Raw genomic sequence first — 25,118 nt, 5'->3', positions numbered from 1 at the left:
GGGTTGCGCGCCGGACTGTGTTGAGCACGGGGCAGGTCAGGGTCGCACGGACCCTGTTCGGCCCGCAGAAGGCGGGAGAACTGCACCGCAGGCTCGCCCGCTGGAAGCCGGCCTACTGGCCGCTGGTTCTCTCCTATCTCGTCATTCTGGCGAGTGACGCGTGGTTCGCCGGCCCAGAAGCCGGTGCTCTGGCCTGGCCGCTGACAATCGTATGGTCGTGGCAGATCTTCAACACGCTCAGTGGTATCTACGGCGTACGACGGACTCGCAAGGCACTGCGCGAGTCAGAGGCTCGTTGGTCTGGCCACGGGCTGACGAGAAGCCAGGACTCACTGATCGTCGTTGTTCCTACCATCGGCCGGCACGACATCTACCCTGCGCTCGAGCGTTCGGTCCTGTCCTACATCGCCTATCTCTCCAGGTGCTTTCCCCGGCTCAGGATCGACATCGTCGTCGACGAGGGCTGCGAGGCGGCAGGCCGGATCGCCAAGTTGGCCGCCAGGAGCGACCTGATACGCCTTGTCACCGTGCCGAAGCAGTATCACACCCCCAACGGCACCAGGTTCAAGGCGCGTGCCGCCCACTACTCGCATGAGCTACGGATCCGTGAGAACGAGGCCAACGACGACGTGTGGGTGCTGCACATGGACGACGACACCGGTGTGGGTCCCGACACCGCGCTGGCGGTGGCCCGGTTCGTCGAGGAGCAGTCTCAGGCCGGCCCCGACGCGAAGCACCTGGCTCAGGGCATCCTGACCTACCCGCGCGAGTACGCGGTGAACAGGTTCATCTGGCTTGCCGACTCGATCCGGCCCGCCGAGGACGTAGGGCGCTTCTCGGCCTGGACCGGCAGTGGCACGCCGCGCGCCGGCGTGCACGGTGAACTACTGCTGGTCCGGGCCTCGGTCGAGGCGACCATAGGCTGGGACTTCGGCCCAGGGAGCCTTGTCGAGGACGCGCAGTTCGCACTGATCTTCTGTTCCCGCTACAAGGGCCGGAGCGCCTGGTTCGGCGGACGCTGCTACGGTGCGTCGCCCTCCAGCCTCCGTGACTTCTTCCGGCAGCGCGAGCGCTGGTCCTGGGGCCTGGCGGGCCTGGTGTTCAACCGGTCGCTACAACTGCGAAACAGGCTGCTCCTCGGATACTCGGTGATGGCCTGGACTCTCGGGCCGATCCAGAACGTCGGAGTAGTTCTGCTCGTCAGCTTTCTTGTCGCTGGTTCCAACACATCTCCGGCGACGCTCTTCATCATCCCGTTCTGGGCGTTGAACATGGCCTACACGATCTGGATGTACTGGGAGGGCCTGCGGATCAACGCCGTCGTATCGGGTGGCGGCAGGCGCAGGTGGTGGGAGGCATTGGCCGTGATCCTGCTGATCCCGTTCTTCGGAGTCATGGAGGGCATCCCCGGGATGTGGGGGTTCTGGAAGTTCGCCCGACGCGTGGAGAACAAGTTCAAGGTCATCGCGAAGCCCTCCTGACTGTTCACACAACATTGCGGGACCGGCAACGTCGGCGATGCTGGCCCCCCGCACGTCAGTTTCGGGTCACGCGGCGGCCACGCCGGTGTCATTGGCCTCCTGAAGACTGACGATCCCCGTGTGATCGCAGTCGGGCCGCATGCTGCCCTGTGTCAGTTCGCGGCATGCACCCAGTAAGGAGAAAGACGATGAGCCGTCCTCGCGCGCGCTATGAGGACCCGGACGTCCCAGATGAGGCGTTGAGGAGGGCGGAGCTGAATCGGCGTAACTTCCTCCGTGCCGCCGGCATCTTCGGGGTCTCAGCCGCGGCGCTTGGGACCTTCGCCGGCCCGGTGGCAGCCAGTCCGAGCGCGCCCGGGTCATCGAAGTCCGCGAAGGCAGCCGGACTCGCGATCGTTCGCGGGAAGGTCTTCCGGGAGCTGAAGGGGATCACCCCGGCGCGTTCCAAGGGGATACCCGGGGTCGCCGTCTCCGACGGCGAGTCGATCGCGGTCACCGACGCCGGGGGCAGGTACGAGCTGGCTGTCAACCCGTCCCGGCGTACGACCGGAATCGTGTTCGTGACCGTCCCGTCCGGATGGACAGCGGCCCCGGACGCGGACATGATCCCGTCCTTCTACCGCAAGGTCGCGTTGCAGCCTGATAGCGAGGCGAACGTCGACTTCGGTTTGCAGCATGACGTCCTCGCGGGCAACGACTACCAGTTCCTCGCGGCGTCCGATCCGCACCTTCACCTGTCCGGCGGGTTTCCGTTCGACCCCGATCCCGTCAACCGCTGGCGTGGTCAGATCGGCCAGTTCAACGAGATCGTCTCCGGAACCCGGCAGACGCCGCGCCAGGCCGAGATACCTCGCTTCCTCACCGTGGCGGGTGACGTCACGAATCTGGGCGTGCCGGAGGAGTTCCAGGCCTTCCGCACCGGTACGAGGGACTCGATCCTGCCCGTGTGGCCCGCGCTGGGCAACCACGACTATCCGCTGGCAGGCCTCGGCATTGCCAAGGACCCGAACTACGACGCGGCAGTCGACCTCTACCGCACGAACATGGGACCGGAGTGGTACTCCTTCGAGTACGGGAACCAGCACTTCGTCGTCCTCGACAACATGATCGGGATCGGTCAGCCCGACCAGTTGAAGTGGCTGCGTGCCGACCTCGCGATCGCGGGTCTGGGCCGCGAGATCGTGTTGATGTTCCACGCTCCCTTCGCGGAGGCCGACTGGTGGCTCTCGCGCTACTACACCGACCTGGAGCACTCGATCGCGCAGGCGTTCCTCGATGTGCTCGCGCCGTACAACGTGCAGCTCATGATCTCGGGGCACGCCCACGTCAACCGTGTCGACCACACCACCCGCCAGGGCACCGTGCAGGTGAACACCAACTCCTCCTACTACTCCCTCGACAACACCCCGCTCGGCTTCCGGCTGATGGCGGTTCGGGAGGGCGAGGAGATCAAGGCGCCGTTCCGGGTCTACGGAGTTTCGTTCGCACTGACCCTCGTGCACCCGGCCGCGGGAGCTCGGGTCCCCGAAGGGACGACGACGGCGCAGGTGAGCACGTACAACACGACGAGTCAGATCACGTCGGCTCGCTACCGCGTCGACTCCGGACCCTGGACGTCGATGGACCCGACCGGAGACTGGACGTGGTCGACGGACCTGGACACCTCCGCGCTCGGGCAGGGCGAGCACGAGTGGCAGGTGGACGTACGCGACAGCGTCGGTCGTCGCAAGAGTTCGTCCGGGACGTTCGAGGTCGTCGCCAGCGACGAGCTCCCCTCCCCCGCGGCCGGGACGGCGTGGTCGATGTTCCACGGCGGTCCGGCCCGTGGCGGACGCACGCCCGACACCGTCGCACCGCCGCTTCGGTTGGCGTGGAGCTATCGAAGCGAGGGAACGATCCTCAACGCCTCGCCCGCCATCGCCGGCGACACCGTGTATGTCGGCATCCGCGACGAGAACGACGTCAGGGCGTGCGGGCTGGTAGCACTCGACATCGCCACCGGGGAACAGCGGTGGCGCGTGCCCTCCGACAGTCTCGTGGAAGCGAGCCCGGCCGTCGTCGACGGACACGTCGTCACCACCTCCGTCAACGGCACCATCCAGGCACTGGACGCCGCCACCGGCGAGGTTGTCTGGGAACATCGCCTCGACGAGGGCAAGCCACTGCTGTACCCGAAGGTCTACAGCTCCCCCACGGTGTCCGATGGTGTCGTCGTCAACCTGCACGAGATCACGGGCGGAACCCCGCTGGTCCAGGCGCGTGACCTCGCCACCGGCAAGGAACTCTGGAGCTACACGGCGACCTTCGTCTCGGTCGGCACCAGCAACAAGCCGGCCGCCATCGGCGACGGGCGGGTGTACTTCAATCCGGGTACGACCTTCATCTCCCTGACACCACGTGCCCTGGACCTGGCCACCGGCAAGCAGGTGTGGACCGGAAGCCCCGCCACGACCGGCGAGGCCGTCCTGGCCGGCCAGGGCCCGGTCGTGTACTCCGACGGGATTCTGCTGGTGAACTACGTCGACAAGCTCTCGCAGGGGCCGAACGCGATCCTCGCGTTCGACACCACGTCGGACACCACTCCCAACGAGATCTGGCGGTTCGTCGGCCCGCAGAAGGTGTTGGTCGAGGCCAACCTGCACGGCACCGCTCCGGCGGTCGCGGGTCGGGTCGCCTATGCCGGCTTGCCGAGCGGTTTCGTCGTCGCGCTCGACCTGGCGACCGGCGCGGAGAAGTGGCGCCGCGACCTCGGCGCCGCGGTCCTCTCGTCCCCGGCAGTCTCCGGCGAGACCCTCTACGTCGGCACCAACGGCGGGAAGCTGTACGGACTGGACACCAAGACCGGCGAGGTCGTGTGGCAGTTCGCCGTGTCGTCCAGTTGGGTCGCCAGCGCGCCCGCGGTCTCCGGCAACACGGTGATCACAGGTGCGTGGGACGGCAACGTGTACGCGTTCACCAGCGAGGGCACGTCCTGATCACGTCAGGCCCACGCTGGCTCCATCACGTCAGGGGGGACCTCCCATCGGGAGGTCCCCCGACGGTGCGGAAGCACCTCTCGTCATCGCCCGGCTCGCCGAGAGGAACCCGAGTTCAGCGCTCCTGGATCTGGGCGGACAGCAGATCCGGCCAGTTCTGGCTGACGGGGACGTATCCCTCGAGTGCGTTCCACCGCACCTCGACATCGGCTGTCCGGCCGTGCGGACCGGAGAACAGCCGGGCGTATCTGGACAGCTCGATCAGGTGCCACTCGGCCCGGAACAACTCGAGCACGAACGGCCTCGGCTCGATCGGGCCGGCGCTGCGTTGGTAGGCGGCGAGAACCTCGCTGTTGTCGAGATCGCGGGGTCGTCGGTGGCCGGCGTAGAGCAGCACCCGAAGATCTCGCTCCCGCGGCGCGACCATCAACGCGTCGCAGTCGATCAGGTGCGTCCTCCCCGAAGAGTCGACCATGGTGTTGCCGCCATGGGGCTCGCCATGAGTGATCACCGGGGGCTCGTCGGAGTCGGCGAGTTGGGCGACCAGCCGGTCGGACAGGTCAAGCAACCGTTCGATCCCGGAACGCGAACTGACGAACAGCGCACGGGCTCGTTCTCCGTAAGGGCCCTCGGTCCATGCCCGATCGAGCTCATCGGCGAGAACCTGCTTCAACTCGGGCTGGAACCAGCCAGGCTCCCAACGCACCGCAATGTCCGGGACCGGGCTGAACGCATGCAACCTGCCGAGAATCTCCGCGACCCGCACCCGCTCACCGGAACGGAAGTCGGGATTCCGTCCCTCGATGAAGGGAAAGACGGCGAGCTCCCAGTTCGACGAGACCTGCCGTCGCACCTCACCGGACCGGTCGCGTACCGGGCCGAGCACGAAATCCAGCCCAGCTTCGCGCAGGAGCGCCGCCGTTTGGTAGGTCGCCCGGGAGAAATCCGAGTCCGGGCCGGATCGGCTGGCCTTGACGAACCACTTGGTGCCATCCGCCGCGACAACGGCCCAGTTGTGGCTGCCGTGCCCAAGGGGCACATAGGTCACCTCGGCGCGGAGCAGACCCCAGTGCTCTCCGAGGTAGCAGGAAACCTGATGTGTCGAGAGATCTTCGGGAGGCGCGAGCATCCTCCGCACACTAGATCGGCCCTGGATTCCGTGCACGTTCTCGGCTAATCACGTTGGTGGCCATGATCCGCGGTTGGTCAAGGCAGTTCGGCGCGGCCACATGGAAGGTGTCGCAGTGCATCAGGAACACGTCACCCGGCGAGCCGCTGAGTTCGACAACCCGTACGGGTATGCCGTCCAGCACCGCGCCCTCGACCATGAACCGCTGCGTGCGGTCGCATACCGAGTCGGACCCACCACGCCACAGCTCGCGAAGCCACGGATGAGCCGATCCCATGTCGCGCCTCAGCTCACGCGGGTGCGGGCCGTCTCCGGCCGGGTCGGCGTACTTCGCCACGAGTCGATGTGATCCGCGGAGCCCGAGAGTGCCGCCACCTTGTGGTCGTACCTCGTTCAGCAACGCGAACAGCTGCACTGCCCGGAGCCCAGCCTCGGCCTGGAACGGTATGAAGTCGTTGTGCCACGCGCCCAGCGGCACGTCCCATTCGACCGACTCGCGATTCGGGAACGTGAGCAGGAGCCGAGCCCACGTCCGCGGCTCGAGCCACCGCCCCTTCCCGAGAAGGCCGTCGAGTGCGGCGCGGAGGATCGAACTGCCGATCCGGTCGAGTTCACCGTGCCGACCGACACCTCGGAGGCCGGACATTCGGCCGTCGGCCGGCCACGTCGCGGGATCGGCCCGGGAGATCCCGCGCTCTTCGAGCAGGTGGTCCCAGATCCGGTCGCACATCGCGGCGACGTCAGGGATCGCACCCGGCAGACGCAGCAGGCCGGTGCGTTCGAACTCGTCGTACTGACTCGCAGACAACAACTCCTCACTCCTTCCGACCGGGGAAACAAGACGCACCCGGAGCCAGGAGACACAGGCCGTCTCCGACCCGGCGACAGCCGCTACGTGATGCAGAACTCGTTTCCTTCGACGTCCTGCATGACGAGGATCCCCTCGACCCGCGCGAGGATGTTCGCGCCCGCCGCGACCAGTCGCTCCGCCTCGGCGTCCTGCCGCGCGCGTACCTGGTCGGGAGGCAACCCGTTGGAGGCCTTGATGTCCAGATGCACGCGGTTCTTGACAACCTTGCCTTCGGGCACGGCGAGGAAGAAGATGTCGGGCCGGCTGCCCTGGGTGTCGATGATCGTACGTGTCGTGTAGCGCTGATCCGCGGGTATGCCCATGGCGTCGGCCATGGCCTCCCAGCTGTCGTACCCGGCTGGCGGACTGCCAGGCGGCTGGTCCGGCGGGCTGCCCGGGTAGTTGTACCCCTCCAGCGCGGTCAGCCAGAACCGCGACACCTTGTCCACGTCCTTGCAGTCGAAGACGATGTGAATGTCGTACGCCATGGCGAGCAGCCTTCCTTGCGGTGCGTGACGCCCGAATGTCCCCGCCCATAGTGAACCGTACGGATCCCCCTGGCGCCCGCCCACGCTTGACGCGATGGATGTCCGCCGCGGCCTGGCCGCTAGGCTCGCGCATGCGGGAAACCGAACGCGCAAGCGGTGGCATGCCGACGATGCGCATGCTGGACTGGGCTGCCGCCGCCATCGGCGCCGGCGCGAGGATCGCCCACGTACAAGCCCTCCACGACGACCAAGGCCCGTGGCGGCTCACTCTCCACCACCGCGGTCGTCTGACCGACGCCGTGCTGCGGGCGCCGACTCCGCGGATCGACGCCGCGATGGTCGCCACCGGAGCGGCCGCTCTCGAGGTGGCCGAACGGTGCTTGCTGCCGGCTCCGCGACTGATGGACGCCGACCTCCAGGGCGTACTGGCCGGAGTTCCCGTGACGCTCGAGACCGTTGTCCCCGGCACCACCGCCTGGCCACCGCCTCCGTCGGCAAAACGGCTGCGCGCCGCCGGCGCTGCCCTGGCACGCGTCCACGCCGTCGCGATGGCGCCGCGTGAAGACCTACCGTTCCGGCCGCGACCGATCGCCGTGGACGACTTCGCCGCCGACCGCCGCGCCAGCCGGATGCCGACGACACCACTACTGAGCGAGGCCGACGACCTGATCACGGCGTACGGTCTGCCGTCCGGCGAACCCGTCTACCTCCACGGCGACGTCTGGCCCGGCAACCTCCTCTGGGCCGGCAACGACATCGCGGCGCTCATCGACTGGAAGACGGCCGGCGTCGGTGCTCCGGGAGTCGACCTGTGCGAGCTTCGCAAGCAGGTCGCGATCACGTTCGGCCCGCAAGCGCCCGACCACGTGCTCCACGGCTGGGAACGCGCGACCGGTACGAGGGCGCGTGACGTCGCCTACTGGGACGCCGTCGCCGCACTCAACACCCCCACCGAACTGGACGGAGACGGAGACGGAACGCCGACCGCCCGTCGTGACGCGTTCCTGCGCGCGGCCCTGTCACAGCTCGGTTGAGGAAACTGGTGGACGAACGAACGCGGTGCTGGTCGAATCGGCTGCCATGAGTCAAGCGGACCCTCATGCTCTGGCTGTCCCGGCGTTGTTTCGCGATGCACTCCTGGAGAGCCAGGGCGAGCGGGCTCGTGAGTGGTTGAACAGGCTGCCCGAAATCGTCACGGGGCTGCTGGAGCGCTGGTCGTGTGAGATCGCCGGGCCCACCATGTCCGGGTGGGCAGGAGTCGTGGTGCCCGTACGTCGGCTGGACGGTAGTGGTGCCATGGTGAAGATCTCGCCGCCGTACGACGTTCCGCAGTTCGAGGCGACCACGCTCGCCACCTGGGCCGGGCGGGGAGCCGTGCTGTTGTGGGAGCGCGACGAGGAGAACGCCGCGATGCTCCTCGAACAACTCCGCCCGGAGTCGCTGACCACTGTTCCCGACGCGGACGAAGCAATGACGATCATCGGCCGCCTGGCCCGACGACTCGCTGTCCCGGCACCGCCCGAGTTGCCTCGGATGGAGCCGGTGTTCGAGCAGTGGGCGATCGAGCTGCCTGCCATGTCGGCCGCGGCGGGTCATCCCCTTCCCGCGCGGGTTGTCGATGCCGCCATCGCGACCTGTGCGGAACTCGGTCCGGGCCAACCCGACACCGTCCAACACGGCGACCTCAACCAGTCCAACGTTCTCCGGGGAACGCGCGAGGACTGGCTCGCCATCGACCCCCTCGGCTACGTCGGCGACATCGCGTTCGAGTGCCTCACCCACCTACGCGACCGGTGGACCGAGCTGCGAGACCTGTCCGACCCCGAGCAAGCCCTACGCAGGCGGATCGACATCTTCGCCGACGCCGCTGAGATCGACGTCGCGAGGGCGCTCCGCTGGACGCAGGCCAGAGCCGTCCAGTCCAGCCTCCGTATGGGGCCAACCGAAGGCCCCAGGGACGTGGGCGGCGTCCATGACTGGATGGCCACCACACTGGCCGACTGAGCACTCGGGGTCCTTCTCTCGGTCGTCACCGGATCCCGACCACTCGCCGCGCCGGGCAGGCCACTGTCTCCTAGCTGATGGTCCGGAGCGCGGGCCACATGGTCCGCCACGACGCCCGCAGGCCGGTACAGACCGAGACGGTCTTGCCCTGCTCCCCGTTCGGAATGCCCAGCCCGTTGTCGATCCGGGCCGCGTCGTGGCAGCCGACGAAGAAGCGGCTCCAGTCGGTCGGACGCCAGTCGCCCACGTGGACCACGACCGTACGGTCGGCTGGTGGCGGGCCCCACGCCCAGTACGCGTTGTGGCCGGAGTAGACAGGTGGCAGTCCTGATCCGAGCAGGATGAGCGGGCTTGCCTCGCTGTAGTCGTTGGTCAGGATCACCGCTCGATCGCGCTCGTCCGCGGGCAACGCGGCCACCACACCTTCCACCGTGGCGACCAACGCCGGCCAACCGACCTCGTTCGCGGCGTCGGGGACCGTGGCCGGCAGCGAGCTGGCGGCAAAGGTGGTGACGGGCAGGACCGGCAGGGTCAGGAACGCGACAAGCGCCCCCGAGACCACCACCGCGACGGTGAAGCCAACCCCCTTGAGTACGGCGTGTCCACGCGCGAGCCAGCGGTCCACGACGATCGAACCGGCGGCCATGAACACAGCCACGCTGCCGATCGCGTAGTAGGGCTTGCCTCCGGTCACGACGACGAGGCCGAACGCGGCCGGGCCCGCGAGACCGACCGCCCGCCACGGCGCCGCGTTCCTCGCCCGGAGGATCCAGGCGATGCCGGCGACGGCCACCGGGAACAGGACCGGCCCGGCGAAGAGCCAGAGCAGCGGGAGCATCTGGGCGCGGTTGTCCGTGGCGTACCCAGCGATACGCGACGCCATGGTGAGCTGCGGCCAGCCGTTGGCCGCCTGCCAGACGAGGTTCGGCGCCCAGAGCAGCAGCGCGATCCCGATCGCCGCCCAGGCCCACCCCGAGCGGACGACGTCCCAGCGGCGAGCAAGGACAAGACCCATGGCCAGCCCAGCGCCCAGGAACAACAGCGTGTCCTTGTTCTCGAGCCCGATCCCAGCGGTCACGCCAACCGCCAGCCACAGCCGTGGGTCGGCGCCGGCGAGGAGCCGTACGACCAGCCACAGGATGAGCGCCCAGGCGAACAGGTCGAACTCGGTGGTGGTGTCGAGGTGACCCGCACCGAGATACCCGGAGACGGCAGCCGTGACAGCCGCGAGCAGCTGCGCCCTTCGGGATCCGCCGAAGTCCCGCGCGATGAGCCCGACGAGGACGACGACGAGCCCCATCTCCAGGGCCGGCAGCACGCGGATCGCGGTCGGAGAGACGCCCAGCACACCCACCGAGGCGGCGGACAGGAGCGGGGTGAGTGGCGGCTGGTCGACGTAGCCGAAGGCGGGATGCAGACCCGCCATGACGTAGTACATCTCGTCGCCATGGAAGCCGTAGGCGCCCGAGAGGGCAAGCAGCAGGGCAACCATCAGACCAGCCACCAGAAGCACCGGTCGAGGGACGGCAACCCACCAGGCTCGCTGGGTGGTGTCCGACATAGTCCTCGCAGTGTGGCACGGTCCTGAAGGCAGGTCACCTAACCGCACGGCGGAGTGCCGCTCGTGCGACTCGCAGCCGGATCAGGCCCTGCTGGCGCCAGGGCGGTCGGGGTGGACCACCCAGGAGCTGATCGTGTCCACGGTCGACGTCGGCGCCCAGATGGTGGACACCGCCCGATAGTCCGTCCGCATCTCGGCTGGGGTGAGCCGGGTCAGGCCGTATCCGTGGGACTGGTCGCGGTAGAGCAGGTGGGGGGTGGACTTCTGGGGCGCGTAGCGAGGGTCGGGATTGCGTTCGCCACCGGAGGTGATCGACGTGACCATGAACTCGGTGCACACCGGAGGCACCGTGGCGTCCCAGGTGCGGTAGTCGCGGGGCGTGTCGAGCACCCAGTTGCGGTGTGAGTCGCCGGTGACGATGACGAGGTTGCGGATGTCGTCGGCGACCAGGTGATCGAGGATCGTCTGCCGGTCCGCGACGTAACGGTCCCAGCCGCCGCCAAGGTCGCGTTCCTCTGGTGGCAGCAGGCGGCCGTCGGCGTCGCGCTGGGTGAACGCGATTTGGTTGCCGAGCACGTTCCAGGTGGTACCGCTGGAACTGAGCCCGTCCAGCAGCCACGCCTCCTGCTCGTCGCCGAGGATGGAACTCGCGGGGTTCAGCACGTCGGGGCAGTAGCCGTCGGGCCGCTCCTCCGGTGCGCAGACCGCCGTGGGCGGCTGCGTGCGGAACTGGCGGGAGTCGATCATGTGGAACGTCGCCAGCGTGCCGTACCTCAGGCGCCGGAAGCTCCCCGGCATGGTGGCTCCCACGGGCCGCTGGGCGGGCGACAGTGGCATGTTCTCCCAGTACGCCTGATACCCGGCACGTCGGCGTTCGACAGCGGCCGGGTCAGGGTCGTTCCACAGGTCGTTCTCGATCTCGTTGTCGTCGATGGTCACTGACCACGGGAGCAGGCGGTGTGCCTCCTGCAGGTGCGGGTCGGTCTTGTAGGTGGCATAGCGTGCGCGGAAATCGCCGAGCGTCTCGCACCGCCGCGGCGGGGCGAGGATGCGGCTGGCGACCGGGCTGCCGGGATACGCGACCGGGCCGGCGGGCTGGCAGTAGATGTAGTCGCCCAGGAAGAGCACGACGTCGGGATCGTCTTGCACCATGTGCTCGTAGGGCGTGAACCAGCCCTGACCGAACGACTGGCAGCTGGCGAACGCGAACGACATCGACGCGATCGACTGGGCCGGATCGGGTGCGGTGCGGGTGCGGCCCACCGGGCTGAGTTCGGTCCCCAGCCGGAAGCGATACCAGTACTCGCGGTTGGGCCGCAGCCCGTCGACCTCCACATGCACGGAGTGGCCCACCTCAGGGCCGGTGCGCGCGGCGCCGGCACGGACCACGACGCTGAAGCGCTCGTCCTCGGCCACCTGCCACTTCGACGCGAAGTCGCGTGCCGGCATCCCGCCGAATCCGTCGTCCGCCAGTGGCTCGCTGGCCAGCCGGGTCCAGATGACGACACTGTCCGGCCGCGGTTCGCCCGACGCGACGCCGAGTGTGAACGGGTAGCCGGACGGCCTCGCGCTCGCTGCCGGCCCGGCGAGCGCCCGGTCGCCGAGACTCAGTGCGCCCAGCACACCCGCCCCCAGGCCGAGCAGGCCCCGGCGGCCGAGCGTGGTGGCGGTGGCGTCGTTCGAAGGGCTGTGCACGCGTGAACTCCTCGCTGGTTCGGTGATGCCTGGCGAAGAGTACGAGCGTCGATCGAGTAGCTCGCCATGACGCGGTGAACCACCGGCGAACGCTGGACGAGCGCAGTTGGGAACCGAGAACAGGTGGGCGGACCTGTCGCCACCGAACTGGTTGGCGGGCGGCGGAGTCGGCGTGAGAGGCTACACCCGTGGCAGATGGTCTCCCCAGCGTGGCCTCTGGCCCTTCGATCTATGAGTTCATCCGTACGCGTTTGGACGCTGCCGGTCGACTTCAGGAGTCAGGGGTCGCTCTCCCTGACGAGCCGAAGGCGATGTCCGGGGGTATTCGCTGGGCTGCCGGTGCACTTGACGGCGTGCTCGGTCACGGCCTGGGCGGCGGTCAGTCCGCCGCGAAGGCGATCGCCGCCGCGGAGGCGTTCGCCAGCGCATGCGACCGTCAGTCAGGACCCAATCTCCGCGAGCTCTACACCGTTGTCTGCGACGATGGCGTGCTGGACTTCATCGATCCGATGGTCGAGCGCCTCGCGGAGCTTCGGCCTGACATGACGGCGTTGCACACCTTGGGCCGATGGTTGGCGACGACGGCCTCGGATCGTGGGGCGGTGAAGGTCGGCATCGCGATCCTGGGGGTCACCGGGCTTGGCCGCGATGTCGGCGTGGTGCGCGCGCTCGGCGCCCATGAGGAGTTCACCCTCTACGCCGCGGTCGCGATGACGAACGGCCTTGCTGAGCCCGAGTCCGAGCTCTGGGCACTCGCCAGCGCCGTCGACGGGTGGGGACGGATCCATTGCGTCGAACGCTTGCGCAACACCAAGGACCCAGCGATCCGCTCCTGGATCCTCCGCCAGGGGTTTCGCAACTCCATCATGGACGAGTACCTCGCCTTCATCGCCGCCACGACAGGTGGTCTGCTCGACGCACTCCTCACCGAGGACGTGGACCGGGAACTCCTGACCGCGGCCGGGGAGATCCTGCAGGCGCTGGTGAGTGGTGGGCCCGCCGAGGACCTCGACGACTACGTGTCCGGTGCTGACGCGGTGGAAGCCTTTCTCCATCACATGAACACTCGCGCCGAGACCCTTGTCGACCTGCACACGGTCGGAGAGATCCGTTCCTTCCTGTCCCGCAAGGATGGCTGGGAGTCCCGCAGCGCCAAGGGGTGGACGGCCACTCGCCGCGAGACCTTCGAGGACCGGTGTGACGAGATCCTGTGGCGAGAGGTGTGGCGGGATCGAATCACCGTCGGCCTGTTGTCCGACGACCAAACCGAGTTCTGGCAAGCCGAACGAGCCGCGCAGATGTGGGGCATCGACACGTTCCACGTCCACGTCGAGAAGATCCGGGAGGATCCGCTCGGCAGCGGCTGGTTTCAGGCGTGGAGGCAAGCCGACGGTGAACGAGCCGAACAGCTCGTGGCCCTGGCACGCGACCTGCTTCCGCTGAAGGAGATCGCGACCGGCGCCGCGGACGAACTCGGCCTGGGATCCGACTGGGCACCGCACTCCGCGCTCGACTGGACTCTCCAAGCCCTGCGCGACCATGTGGGTGTGGGTGGCGATCTGGTACTCGTCGGCCTGGACAGCCCTGTCACCCGGAACAGGAACATGTCCCTGCAGGTACTCAGGGACTGGCCGTCCTGGGCCTGGCCCGCCGATGCCCGAGTGGTCGTGGCGAACCTCGCCAGCTCCGACCCGAACGAGGATGCTCGGGAATCTGCCGCGGAGATCCTCAGCGATCGATTCGACTGACGCCTCGGCTACCGGCAGGCCCCCGCCGGAGCTTCACCCCGAGCAGTCGAGCAGGCCGGCTTTCACCTTCGCGGCGAGCACCCGGTGCACGCTCGCGTCCACATGGGCACGGAACGACGCGTCGCTCGACACCCGGGACAACACCGCGGAGGTCATGGCGTCCACGGTCGACGGATCGACCGTCAGCACCATGTCCCCGCCCGCGGCCAGGAACCTCGTCGCGCGTTCGCCCGGGGGGACCGACTTGAGGGCCACGGTATTGCCCATGTCATCGGACATCACGACGCCCTCGAACCCGAGCTGGTCGCGCAGCACGTCGCGTAGCAGCACGGACGAGAACACGGAGAGGTTCGCGGGGTCGATCCGGGTGTAGGTGGCCAGGGACGCCATGACGAAGCCCGCCCCGGCCTGGATGCCGCTGCGGTACGGGAGGACGAAGTCGCCGGTGCGCGTGGTCACGTCGTCGGTGACGTCTGCCGAGAAGTCGGTGTTGCCGACGACGTGGCCCAGGCTCGGAAAGTGCTTGAGGGTGGACTCGACGTGCGACTGTGCGAGCCCACGCAGGAACGCGGTGGACTGCCGGGCGACCGTCTCCGGATCGTTGCCGTACCCGCGCGACAGGCGACCGATCGGATGGTTGGCGGAGACGAGGTCCGGCGGGACCACGTCGACCACCGGCGCCAAGTTCAGGTTGACACCGGCGCCGCGCAGTTGGCGGCCCCAGTCCGCCGCACGCTGCTGGAGCTGCGCCGTCGGCCAGTTTCCCTGGACGTCGGCGGCGGGCATCTCCGAGAAGCCGGGGCCGTTGAGCACCTGGACCTGGCCGCCCTCCTGGTCCACGGAGACCAGCAGACCCACCCTCGACCCGGCGACCGTCGGGGCCACCGACTGCACACGGTCGGTGAGCGACCGGACGTGCTGCGCCCCGGCGTTGGTGTGGCCCATGAGGATGACTCCGCCGACATGGTCGCGGCGGAGCAGGTCAAGGTCGGACGCGGTGACCCCGGACGTGTCGACCGCGGACATGATCAGCTGGCCGACGCGCTGGGCGCTGGACATCCCGGAGTACACCTGGTCGACGCACTCCTGGGCCTGCGTGGTCGAGCGCGGAGTGGGCCGCGCCGGGGCGGTCGGAGTGGCGGAGGACGAAACCGGAGGGCTGGGCACCGGCGAGGGCGTCGCCGGCGGGCTGGGCGCCCGCGAGGTCGCGCTGACCGGTGGCTGCGGCGGCTGGGCCGGCGCGGCGCTGCCGTTCCCGCACCCGGCGGCGGCGCCGACCACCCCCAGCACGGCAACGGCAAGGCGCAGCTTCGTCCGGGCAACGGTGCGACCGACGGACATTCGTCCTCCAGACCCCCGACCCCGGGGTGCACGACAGGCCGTCCAGCGAACCACACGACGCCCCGGTCCGCGCGGGCACCCCGACCACAGCGAAGCTCAGTGGGCGCCGATGGGAGCTACTCCTTCTCGGCGGTGGGGTCGCTCGACCCGTTGAGGCCCCGTTCGATCGCGTCGATCAGCCGGGGTCGCAGCTCGCCGGCGTGGATCACCGCGTCGACCGAGCCGACCTCGACAGCCCGCTGGATGCTGTGCACCCGGTCGAAGCCAACCGCCACCTCGCCGAGCTTCTCGGCCCGGACGGCGACCCGCAGCTCCGCCAGTTCGGTCGCCATCGCCGCCCGCTCCGCCCCGGTTGCCGCGGCGACCCGTGCGGCCAGGCTCGACACCCGGGGGTCGGCCGACGTACGGGCGTCGACCTCGGCGGCGAACACCACCGCGGCCGCGGGCGCGCCACCGAGCACGGATGCGAACGAGCCCTCCACCGCCAGGACGGTCAGGTTCGGATTCAGCTTCTTGGAGAAGACCACGAACGCTCCACCGTGGTAGCGCGACACCACGCAGAACACGATCGGTCCGACGAAGTTGACGATCGCCCGGCCGATCTCCGCGCCGTACTCCAGCTGCAGGTTCCGCATCGAGTCGGGTGACCCGTCGAAGCCGGACAGGTTCGCCAACACCACCAGTGGCCGGTTGCCGCTGGCCGCGTTGATCGCTCGCGCCGCCTTCTTCGACGAGCGCGGGAACAGCGTTCCGGAGGTGTAGACGTCGGGACCGTCGGCGGGTGGGAAGCCTCGGCGGGGTACGGACCTGGACTCGATTCCGAGCAGGCAGACCGGGAACCCACCCAGCCGCGCGTCCTGGACCACGGCGGTGTCCGCGTCGGCCATCCCGGCCCAGCGTTCCAGTACCGGGTGGTCCTGGTCGGTGACCGCCCGCATCACCGTGCGGATGTCGAAGGGCTTCTTGCGGTCCGGGTTCGTCGCCGCGGAGAAGATGTCGCCGACCGTGCGGAAGTCGCTGTCCGGTGCGTTGTGCGGGTACGTCGAGACGTCGCGGTCCACCGGATCGACCGTCTCGGCCCGCCGCGGCCGTGACTCCCCCGGCGCGACGTAGGTGTAGTCGTAGTGCGCCATCAGAACATCCCGGGCACCCTTCAGGTCCGGCGCCCAGTACTGCGCCTGGCCGTTCGGGCCCATCACGCGGTCGTAGCCACCGATGCCGAAGTTGTCCTCGGCGGAGACGCCGCCGGCGAAGTCCAGCGTCTGCTTTCCGGTCAGCACCATCGCGCTGTCCGGCGTCATCACCAGGATGCCCTTGGTGTGCATCAGCATCGTCGCCTCGGCGTTCCAGTACGGCTGCGCCCCGACGTTGATACCCGCGACGACGACGTTGATCTCGCCACCGTTCTGGGTGAACTCCACGATCCGCTTCAGCGCCCCCGCGACCCAGTCCATGTTCTCGGTCCCGGAGTCCATCGAGATCCGGGCACCGGCCGACAGCGCGTACCACTCGACGGGTACCCGCATCCGCTCGGCCAGGTCGAGTGCCGCGATCACCCGCGAGCATTCGGCCTCTGCCAGCGCACCGAGCGACTTCGTCGGGTCGCCGCTGAGCACGACGCGGGTGACGCCCTCGGGACAGCGCAGCGTCGGCGTACTGACCACCCCGGCGATCAGCCCCGCCTTGTTGAGGCCACGCGGCCGGTCGACCGGCACCAGCGTTCCGGTGGTGTCCAGGTCGTACTCGACGACGGAGCCGCCCGGACCGGCGATCATGTCGGTCAGCTCGTACGGGTAGACCATGTTGCGGCGACGCGAGCGCAGGATCTTCTGGGCGTAGTCGTCGAGCGGTTTGAGCCGCTCGGTCGTCGGCGCCTCGACCGAGGTGACGACACCGGCTCCCGGCTGGTAGGAGAAGCGCGCGACCACCGACGCCACCGCGCCGTCGGGCGTCCGGACCCGGCCCTGTGTCAGCACCTCCTCGATGCCCGCACCCACGGTGAGCGGAGTGATGGTGCGCTGCATGGCGGTCAGCTCGTCGACCTGGGCATCGACGACGGGCCAGATGTGCACCCAGACGTGGTTCATGTCCAGGCGTGCGCCGGCCGTACCGCGCGCACTACGAGCCCGGCGGATCGCCTCCAGGCAGTTCGCGATCGCCCGCTCCACGTGCGGCAGCGATGTCACCTGCCCGTCGTCGTCGCGGACCACGGCGAACTGGCGGACCTGGGCGAGCGCGACCAGCCGCTGGTCGGCGTCGTTCTCCCGCGCCACGCAGTGGTAGAGAAGCACGTCCTCGGGCGCGTCGAGTCGGGTGATCCGAAAGTCGCGAAGCCGCCACAGGTTCAGCCGCCGCGCCACCATGGGGTGGACACCACGGATGTTGTCGTCCTCGGCGACCGAACCGCCGACCGGCCGGTAGGTGAAGTACTCCACCGCCTGGTCGCCGCCCCGTGCGATGGCCAGGGAGATCCGGCGTACGCGCTGGGCCAGGGGCAGGGCCGCGACCAGCCCACGGAACACGTCCGACGCCTCCTGCTCCTGCGGCGTGTCCGGCCCGAACAGGTACAGGTCGACCACGGCCTCGTGCCCGGCGGGCCTGAGGGCGATCTGCGCGGTCAGCGCGCGGACCAGACCGCTGTCGGGGTCGGCGAGTTCGGCGACCGTGCCGACCGTACTGACCAGGTGGGTCGGCCTGTCGTCCAGTGAGTAGTCGGCCGTCGCGAACGGTCTCCCGTCGACGGTGGACTCCCCCAGGTCGTGCAGCTCGTACTCGCGGTAGTGCCGGCGGATCAGCACCTCCAGCATCGGCTCCCACTCGCCCCAGCCGCCCTCCAGCCGCCGGGCCAGGAACCGGGCGATCTGTTCGGGGATGGCCGCGAGCGCCTCGATCCGCTGCCGGCGGTCCGGCGTGTCCTGGTTCCCCGCGAGCGACGCGATCTCGTTGCCGATGCCCGCCACCACCTCAGCCCGCGCCTCGTCCACCAGCGGCTGGTCGAACCAGCGGAAACGTACGCTGCGGGCCAGGTCGCCGACGATCGGGAAGCGCAGCTGGGTGGCGAGCACCAGCCGCTCCAACACGTCGCGAACCCGACCGTCCAGTGGCGGGGCCGGCCTCGGCTCGGCGATCCAGGACCGCAGCACCGCGGTGACCAGCAGCACCTCCGGCGTCGACCGCTGCTGCGCGAGGAAGATACGGAACAGCGCCTCCTCCAACTCGGCGCTGCGCTCCAGGTCGGTCACGCCGTAGTGGCCGAGGGCGCGGGCGAGCCGGACGCGGAACGCCTCCGGCAGGCCGCCGCGGTCCGGGTCGAGACTCTGCAGGTACGTGTGGAAGTGCTCGCGCGGACTGTGGACCCGGTTCTCGGTGCTGACCTCCTCACCGGCCGGACGGTTGCGGCTCAGCTCGGCGAAGTCGGCGAACACCTGCAACAGCTCGATCTCCGCCGTCACCGGCGCCTGTCCGGCAGCCGCCAGCTCGGCCCGGGCGGCCAGGTAGCCGGCGAGTATCTCGCCCTCGCCCCGCGGGTCGATGTCGAAGCCGAGCAGCATGCTGCGCAGGTCGTCCAGGCCTCGCTCGGCCCGCTCCGAAGCGGACCTCTCCACGGTCTCGCTCGGCAGGTCCAGGTCGACTCCCTGGTCGGCCGTGGCCTGGGGCGCGGCACTCCCGTCGGCGACCGGCTCCAGTCGGACCAGGGGCGCGCTGGTCTCCACCTGACTCCCGGCGGAGACCAGGAGCTCACGCACGGTGGCCCGGAACGGCGCGTACAGCACCGTCTCCATCTTCATGCTCTCCAGCACCAACACCGGTGCGCCGGCCTCGACCTCTGCTCCCTGCGCCACCGGCGTCGCGACGACCAGGGCCGGGGCCGGCGAACGCATCACCCCGCCCTCGTCCCGGCTGACCCGATGGGTGACGCCGTTGACCTCGACCAGGTGCACCGGACCGTGGGTGGCGGTCACCAGCCGGAAGCTCCGGCCGCCGACGACCAGCCGGCCGGAGTACGGGCCCAACCGCTCCCGCTCCCCGTAGACCACGCGCAGGTCGTCGCCGTGGCCGACCCCGACCCGGAACCGGTTCGGACCGACCCGTGCCACGGTCACGCGGTAGGCGACCCCGCGCAGCTTGAGGTCGATCGCCCGACCCACCTCGTGCTGCACCTGCGGCCGGCCGCCGTGCGCGGTCTCCAGCAGCCGAAGGCGCTCGACCTGCTCGGCCTCCTCGTACCCCTCGATCGCCGCCGCGACCAGCCCGATGCCGGAGTGCCGGTGCGAGACCAGTCGACCCTCACCGCGTACCCGGTCGATCCAGCCGGTGTCGGCGCTGCCGTCGATCACCTCGGGCTGGTCGAGCAGTTCGAGGAGGAAGCTCTTGTTGGTGACGCCGCCCTCGATGATCACCGTGGTGGCGGCAACCGCCCGTCGCAACCGGGCGAGGGCCTCTTCTCGTGTCCGGCCGTAGGCGATGATCTTGGCGATCATGGAGTCGAACTCCGACGGGATGGTGTCGCCCGCACTGACCCCGGTGTCGACCCGCACACCGGGTCCCGCCGGGAGGTCGAGCAGGGCGATCCGGCCCGGCGACGGAGCGAAGTCGCGGTCCGGGTCCTCGGCGTTCAGCCGCGCCTCGACCGCATGCCCGCTCTCGGTCGGCCGCGTACCTTCCAGCCGGGCACCGGCGGCGACGCGTAGCTGGGCCTTGACCAGGTCGACGTCGGTGGTCACCTCGGTGATCGGGTGTTCTACCTGCAGCCGGGTGTTGACCTCGAGAAAGGCGAAGAACGAATCGTCGGGCCGGTACAGGAACTCCACCGTCCCGGCGCCGCGGTAGCCGACGGCGAGCGCCAGCCGCTCGGCCGAGTCCTTGAGCTGATCGACCTGCGCGGCGGAGAGCACGATCGAGGCGGACTCCTCGATCACCTTCTGGTTTCTGCGCTGCAACGAGCAGTCCCGCACGCCGAGGGCCCAGGCGCTGCCCTGACCGTCGGCGATCACCTGCACCTCCACGTGGCGGGCGCCCACCACCAGCTGCTCGAGGTACACGACGCCGCTGCCGAACGCACGCTCCGCCTCGTCGCGGGTTCGGTCGTACGCCTGCTTGAGGTCCTCAGCCGACATGAGCACGCGGATCCCCCGGCCGCCGCCCCCAGCCGCCGCCTTGAGCATCAGCGGATAGCCGATCTTCTCGGCCGCGGCGAGCGCGGACTCCAGCGACTCGACCGGGCCGCCGCTCCACCCCGCGACCGGTACGCCGACCTCCTCGGCCATGAGCTTGGAGGCGATCTTGTCGCCGAGCCTCCGCATCGCCTCCGGCGTCGGCCCGATGAACGTCACGCCGAGCCGCTCGCACAGTTCGGCGAACGCGGGATCCTCGGCGACGAAGCCCCAGCCGACCCACGCGGCGTCCGCCTCCGTCTCGCGGAGGGCGCGCTCAAGGACCGTGAGGTCGACGTACGGCCGCGTCCATGCCGGGCCCAGCGAGTAGGCGAGGTCGGCCTCTCGTACGAACGTCGCCGTCCGCTCGACGTCGGTGTAGAAGGCCACCGTCTCGATCGGCTCCCCGCCCTCGGCGTTGAGCTCGCGGACAGCGTTGATCAGCCGCATCGCGGCCTCGCCACGATTCACCACTGCGATCCGCCTGAACACCGACCGGCCCTCCCATGACTCCGCGTGAACTTCGTGGCGCTGTGCCGCCGCCACCACCGCACACCTTTCCAGACCCGAGGAGTTACCGACGCGTTAACCCGAGTGCTGCGAGCTTCGGCTCATCGACGCCCGCGGCTCGACCACTCGGTCTCGAACGCCTCGCCGTGGGCCGGACGAGAGCCTGCCCACCGCTCGCCTATGGCCAGGTAGACGGCTGGCCGACGGCCAGGTAGATGGCTGGGCGGCCCGGTCAGCTCGTCATCACCCTCGCCGGCCGAGACGTTCAGCAGCCGATGTCACCGAAGGATGACTCGTTGTCAACATCAGCTTGCTGACGGGACGCCTCGCGTCTCAGGCTGGCTCGTCCAGTGCGGTGCGGGTGCCGGCATCCCGCAGGGAGTACCGGTGAAGGGTGACTCCCGGTGGGGCGGTACGGATGAGGTCGCACACCGTGAGCACCTGGCGAGGGCTGACCCACTGCTGGCCTGGTTTGTGTAGGACCCAACCGCCCCCGAGAGTGACCGCCGCATGCGTGTCTTGATGGTCCGCGTCGCGCCACACCAGTACGGTTCCCGGCAGGTCGTCGATGCCTCCCTCGGCGCAGTTGGCGGCCAGCCATGCTTCGAAGGGCTCCTCGTCGGACCCCTCAACACCTGCTGCCGCCATCACGGTCGCGAAGCAGAAGGTCGCGCCTCCTTCGGTGAAGGAGCCTCCTCTGCTCCCTCCGGCGAAGGTTCCGCTGAGTGCTCGGGCCCGGGGAAGTATGGATGAGGCCGCGTGCCAGACGTCATCCGGCACCGACATCCGCCGGCAGGGCAGGTGACCGTCGCTGACAACCCGCTTGAGGACGGCATCGGCACGAGGCGCGACAAGGGTCGGCCACCAGACGAAGTGCTGCCCGTCTGCCTGCTCGCGCAGCACCCGTGCATCAAGAAGGTCCGCCCAGCCGCTGATGGTGGGCGCGGCTCCTCGCCCGTGTCCGACCTGCGCCCGGACGAGTTCGGCACGCACGGCGGGCCGCTGGGCATGAAACCCCTGCTCGTCCAGCCACACGACCTCCAGGTCATCGGGAAGGTTCCAGACCTCGTAGGTGTCGCGCTGCTCGGCGGTCAGGTCGCCGTACCGCGGCCCGAGCGGCCGGTCGCCGTTCTGGTCCTCGTCGCGTCCAGGGCGGTCAGGCGTGAGACCGAGGTCCACAACCTCGGCCGCGGTCAGGAAGAACGGTTGACACGCCGGCGCCAGCCACCCCGTCCAGCGACGAACCAAGGAGTTCTCGACATCGATTCCCAACACGTCCACCGCCACACGGTACAAGTTGGACGAGCAGTGGCCGGTCGCCTGCGCAGACCAGAGGGGGTGACTCACCAGTAGCGTGTGCCCATGCCGAACGCACCTCAGGAGCTTCATCTCGATCGCGAGCGGGCCGGGTCGTTCGGCTCGGTGGCTGAGCACTACGACCGCTACCGGCTGACGTACCCCCGCGAACTCATCGACGATCTGGCTGGCCCGCGGCCGGTGAAGGTTCTCGATGTCGGATGTGGCACCGGCAAGGCAGCCACGGCCCTCGCCGAGCGTGGCCTCTGCGTCCTCGGTGTCGAGGTGGACGAGCGGATGGCGCAGGTCGCTCGTGCTCATGGCCTCGAGGTGCAGGTCGCCGCCTTCGAGACCTGGGACCCGGCGGGACGCACCTTCGACCTCGTCACCTGCGGTGACGCATGGCACTGGATCGACCCCAGCCGCGGGACGGCCAAGGCGGCCGAGGTACTGAACGTGGGCGGGACGATCGCACGGTTCTGGACCGCGACGGTCCTGAGCGAGGACGTCAGCGCCGCGTTCGATCCGATCTACCGCAGGTACGCGCCCGAAGTCACGCAGGTGTGGCGACCCGCGGAGAACGCCCAGCGGGTCCACCCTTCCAGCGACGACCCCTTCGAACAAAGCTCCGCGTTCTCGTCGGTCGAGCTGAGGACCTACCAGTGGGAACGCAGCTTCCGCGGCGAGGACTGGGTGGGCCTCGTGACAACCATCAGCGATCATCAGCGGCTCGGAGCCGAGCGCCTCACGCCCTTGGTGCAGGCGCTCCGTACGACGATCGAAGAGCTCGGTGGCACCATCCGCGCTCACCACAAGACGCGCGTTCTTCTTGCCCAGCGCGTCTAGGGGCACCGCCTTCAGGGCCGGTCAGACCCACACTCATGGGGTCAGGAAGTACTGCTCCGGGTTCGTCGGCGCGGGCGTGTTGTAGATGTGCGACTCCGGTATGGACTTGGCGACGTTTCGCATCCGATCATTCACGATTCCATAGCCTTGCTCTTCCAGGACCGTGCCGATCGCGTAGAACTCCTCCTTGGCGATGCCGAGGATCTCCTTCATCAGCCGATAGCGGCCCGCCTGGTCAGGCGTGTGCTGCAACTCCCGGTAGAGCGCCATCTGTTGCTGAGTGCGCTCGGGTGGACGCTCACCCTCCTTGCCACGGCTGGTGAACCACGCGGCCCACGGGATGGCGAAGTTGGACTCGTCGTTGAACGGGAAGTACCACCTCGGATCGAGGAGTACGTCGAACTCACGCCCGGCCGAGCCTGTCCACACCGTGGCGTCCGGCTTGTTCGCTGCCTTGCGTTCGTAGAAGAGCGACCTGTCCTCCGACTTCACTGACATCTTGATACCGACCTTCTGCCAGTAGAGGCGGATCATCTCCATCGCGTCCGGCCAGTACGGAATCAGGGCTGGCGAGGCAACCTCGACCGCGAACGCGATCCGGGTGCCGTCCGGGCGAAGCCGGAAGCCCTCCGCGTCACGCCGGGCGTAGCCGGCCTGGTCCAGGATCTCGTTGGCCTTCGCCTCGTCGTAGTCGGTGTACTGGTTGGCGAACCCCTCGTCATAGAACGGCGACTCCCTGCGCGGCGCGGCCTGCCAGGCCTTGCCCTGCCGCTGGAAGACGGCGTTGACGAGCTCCTGCCGGTTGATCGCATGGGACAGTCCGATCCGAAACTCCTTGTTCCGGAAGACCTTCCGAAGCTCCGGGTCCTCATGCGTCAGGTTCAACGCGATCACCATCTGGTTCTCGAAGCAGGGTTGGATGTCGACGAAGTGGTAGTGGCCTTTGGTACGTCCGCGGGCCAGCACCGGCTTGTTGGGCGAGGTGTTGATGTGCCTCGTGTGCATGTCGAACTCGCCGTTGGTCGCCTTCAACAAGAGGACCGAGGAATCGCTGATGACGTCGAAGACCACCCTGTCCAGATAGGGGAGCTGCCGACCGTCGGGGTCGGTCTTCCAGTAGTAGGGATTGCGCTCCACGATGACCTGGTTGCCCTTACCCAAGGGGTTCACGACCTTCCACGCGCACAGCGTCGGAAGGTCCTGATTGGACCAGCGATCCGCCCGGGCCAGGAACAGCGCGACCCAGTCCTGGAACTTCTCCTTCTTGGCCAGCGCATCGGCCCCGGGGTTGGACTTCTGGTGGAACTGCTGGAGGTAGTGCTGTGGCATCGCCGTGAGCGCGCCCTGGAAGGACAGGTTGTCCAGCAACAGCCCGGACGGCTCGGGAAACCTGAAGCGCACGGTCTGCTCGTCGTCCTGGCTGACTGTTGGCGCGCCCTTGCTGGTCATCAGGTAGAGCGGGAGTCCTGCCGGATAGAGGTCGGCGTCGCCAAGCCTCTCGAAGGCGAAGACGATGTCGGCAGCGGTGAAGGGTTTGCCGTCAGACCACCGCATGCCCGCGCGCAGCTTGAAGGTGAACTCTCGGCCGTCCGGCGATGCCTGGAACGACTCCGCGACGTTCGGGATCGATTTCGTCCAGCCGACATCCCAACGCAGCAGGGTTTCATAGCCCACCGTGCGGCTGAGCCAGGAGGTGTCCGAAGGGCCGAGCAGCGCGGACCGCCACATGCCTCCGTAGCTACCGGTGCGCTCGGTGGGTGAAACGACGAGCGGCGCCTTGGGTATCCGGTTCGCGAGTGGCGGAAGCTTCCCCGCCTCGACCTGCCTGGTCAGGGCAGGCGCTTCCTTCGCGGACGCACTCGACGCGCCCGACGTACCCTGCGCGCCCTGACCGCCCTTCCTGGCGTCGGGATCGGTGGAGAGAAGGTCACATCCGGTCGTTGCCGTCACCAGCAACACCGTCCCGGTCGTGCGCAGCAGGTTCCTCCGGCTCACCGCAGACCGTCGTACGCGGCGCTCCATGGCTGGCCTCCTCGTCGGC

General features: G+C 68.8%; 15 protein-coding genes. 6 read left to right on the top strand and 9 right to left on the bottom strand.

Annotated features, from left to right (window positions below):
* The first annotated feature begins 17 nt into the window (after positions 1–17).
* Both HEB94_RS28385 and HEB94_RS28380 read left to right on the top strand, forming a co-directional pair.
* Entirely contained in the window at positions 18–1,481 is a 1,464-nt protein-coding gene (locus HEB94_RS28385; RefSeq protein ID WP_337918033.1) for a glycosyltransferase family 2 protein, read from the top strand.
* Between the two features lie 188 nt (positions 1,482–1,669).
* Positions 1,670–4,456, top strand: a complete 2,787-nt coding sequence (locus tag HEB94_RS28380; protein ID WP_192752721.1) for an outer membrane protein assembly factor BamB family protein — start codon at positions 1,670–1,672, stop codon at positions 4,454–4,456.
* A gap of 115 nt (positions 4,457–4,571) precedes the next feature.
* On the opposite strand, the gene HEB94_RS28375 is transcribed toward HEB94_RS28380, so the two are convergent.
* The 3 genes from HEB94_RS28375 to HEB94_RS28365 all read right to left on the bottom strand — a co-directional run bounded on the left by HEB94_RS28375 (position 4,572) and on the right by HEB94_RS28365 (position 6,923).
* Positions 4,572–5,585 (bottom strand): phosphotransferase enzyme family protein, encoded by a 1,014-nt coding sequence (locus tag HEB94_RS28375; protein WP_192752720.1) that lies wholly within the window; start codon positions 5,583–5,585, stop codon positions 4,572–4,574.
* Positions 5,586–5,595: 10 nt separating this feature from the next.
* Positions 5,596–6,396: a phytanoyl-CoA dioxygenase family protein gene (locus HEB94_RS28370; RefSeq protein WP_192752719.1), complete on the bottom strand. Its 801-nt coding sequence runs from the start codon at positions 6,394–6,396 to the stop codon at positions 5,596–5,598.
* Between the two features lie 80 nt (positions 6,397–6,476).
* Positions 6,477–6,923 (bottom strand): VOC family protein, encoded by a 447-nt coding sequence (locus HEB94_RS28365; protein WP_192752718.1) that lies wholly within the window; start codon positions 6,921–6,923, stop codon positions 6,477–6,479.
* A 170-nt stretch (positions 6,924–7,093) separates the two neighbouring features.
* Here HEB94_RS28365 and HEB94_RS28360 point away from each other — a divergent pair, with 170 nt between their 5' ends.
* Both HEB94_RS28360 and HEB94_RS28355 read left to right on the top strand, forming a co-directional pair.
* Positions 7,094–7,957: a phosphotransferase family protein gene (locus HEB94_RS28360; RefSeq protein ID WP_202896593.1), complete on the top strand. Its 864-nt coding sequence runs from the start codon at positions 7,094–7,096 to the stop codon at positions 7,955–7,957.
* Between the two features lie 46 nt (positions 7,958–8,003).
* Positions 8,004–8,927 carry an aminoglycoside phosphotransferase family protein gene (locus tag HEB94_RS28355; protein WP_192752717.1) on the top strand — a complete coding sequence of 308 codons (924 nt, stop codon included), beginning with the start codon at positions 8,004–8,006 and terminating at the stop codon, positions 8,925–8,927.
* 70 nt (positions 8,928–8,997) lie between these two features.
* Here the strand turns inward: HEB94_RS28355 and HEB94_RS28350 are convergent, their stop codons facing one another.
* Positions 8,998–10,488 (bottom strand): ArnT family glycosyltransferase, encoded by a 1,491-nt coding sequence (locus HEB94_RS28350; protein ID WP_192752716.1) that lies wholly within the window; start codon positions 10,486–10,488, stop codon positions 8,998–9,000.
* 81 nt (positions 10,489–10,569) lie between these two features.
* On the bottom strand, positions 10,570–12,183 hold the full coding sequence (locus HEB94_RS28345; RefSeq protein ID WP_192752715.1) for an alkaline phosphatase D family protein: 1,614 nt from the start codon (positions 12,181–12,183) through the stop codon (positions 10,570–10,572).
* 311 nt (positions 12,184–12,494) lie between these two features.
* Between HEB94_RS28345 and HEB94_RS28340 the strand changes: the two genes are divergently transcribed.
* The gene (locus HEB94_RS28340; RefSeq protein ID WP_192752714.1) at positions 12,495–13,931 is read left to right on the top strand and encodes a hypothetical protein; all 1,437 of its coding nucleotides are present in this window, start codon (positions 12,495–12,497) and stop codon (positions 13,929–13,931) included.
* Positions 13,932–13,964: 33 nt separating this feature from the next.
* On the opposite strand, the gene HEB94_RS28335 is transcribed toward HEB94_RS28340, so the two are convergent.
* From HEB94_RS28335 to HEB94_RS28325, 3 genes are all read right to left on the bottom strand, one after another.
* The gene (locus tag HEB94_RS28335; RefSeq protein WP_192752713.1) at positions 13,965–15,272 is read right to left on the bottom strand and encodes a glycoside hydrolase family 3 N-terminal domain-containing protein; all 1,308 of its coding nucleotides are present in this window, start codon (positions 15,270–15,272) and stop codon (positions 13,965–13,967) included.
* Positions 15,273–15,388: 116 nt separating this feature from the next.
* Positions 15,389–20,917 (bottom strand): ATP-binding protein, encoded by a 5,529-nt coding sequence (locus HEB94_RS28330; RefSeq protein ID WP_192756715.1) that lies wholly within the window; start codon positions 20,915–20,917, stop codon positions 15,389–15,391.
* Positions 20,918–21,268: 351 nt separating this feature from the next.
* On the bottom strand, positions 21,269–22,216 hold the full coding sequence (locus HEB94_RS28325; RefSeq protein ID WP_192752712.1) for a hypothetical protein: 948 nt from the start codon (positions 22,214–22,216) through the stop codon (positions 21,269–21,271).
* Between the two features lie 81 nt (positions 22,217–22,297).
* Here HEB94_RS28325 and HEB94_RS28320 point away from each other — a divergent pair, with 81 nt between their 5' ends.
* Positions 22,298–23,077, top strand: a complete 780-nt coding sequence (locus HEB94_RS28320) for a class I SAM-dependent methyltransferase (protein ID WP_192752711.1) — start codon at positions 22,298–22,300, stop codon at positions 23,075–23,077.
* Positions 23,078–23,110: 33 nt separating this feature from the next.
* On the opposite strand, the gene HEB94_RS28315 is transcribed toward HEB94_RS28320, so the two are convergent.
* Positions 23,111–25,099 (bottom strand): ABC transporter substrate-binding protein, encoded by a 1,989-nt coding sequence (locus HEB94_RS28315; protein ID WP_192752710.1) that lies wholly within the window; start codon positions 25,097–25,099, stop codon positions 23,111–23,113.
* Between the last annotated feature and the right edge of the window lie 19 nt (positions 25,100–25,118).

This window comes from Actinopolymorpha pittospori (assembly GCF_014873875.1).
In the GTDB taxonomy this organism is placed as follows: Bacteria; Actinomycetota; Actinomycetes; order Propionibacteriales; family Actinopolymorphaceae; genus Actinopolymorpha; species Actinopolymorpha pittospori.
The sequence above is the reverse complement of the archived record's forward strand: the minus strand, read 5'-3'. Positions and strand labels throughout refer to the sequence as shown.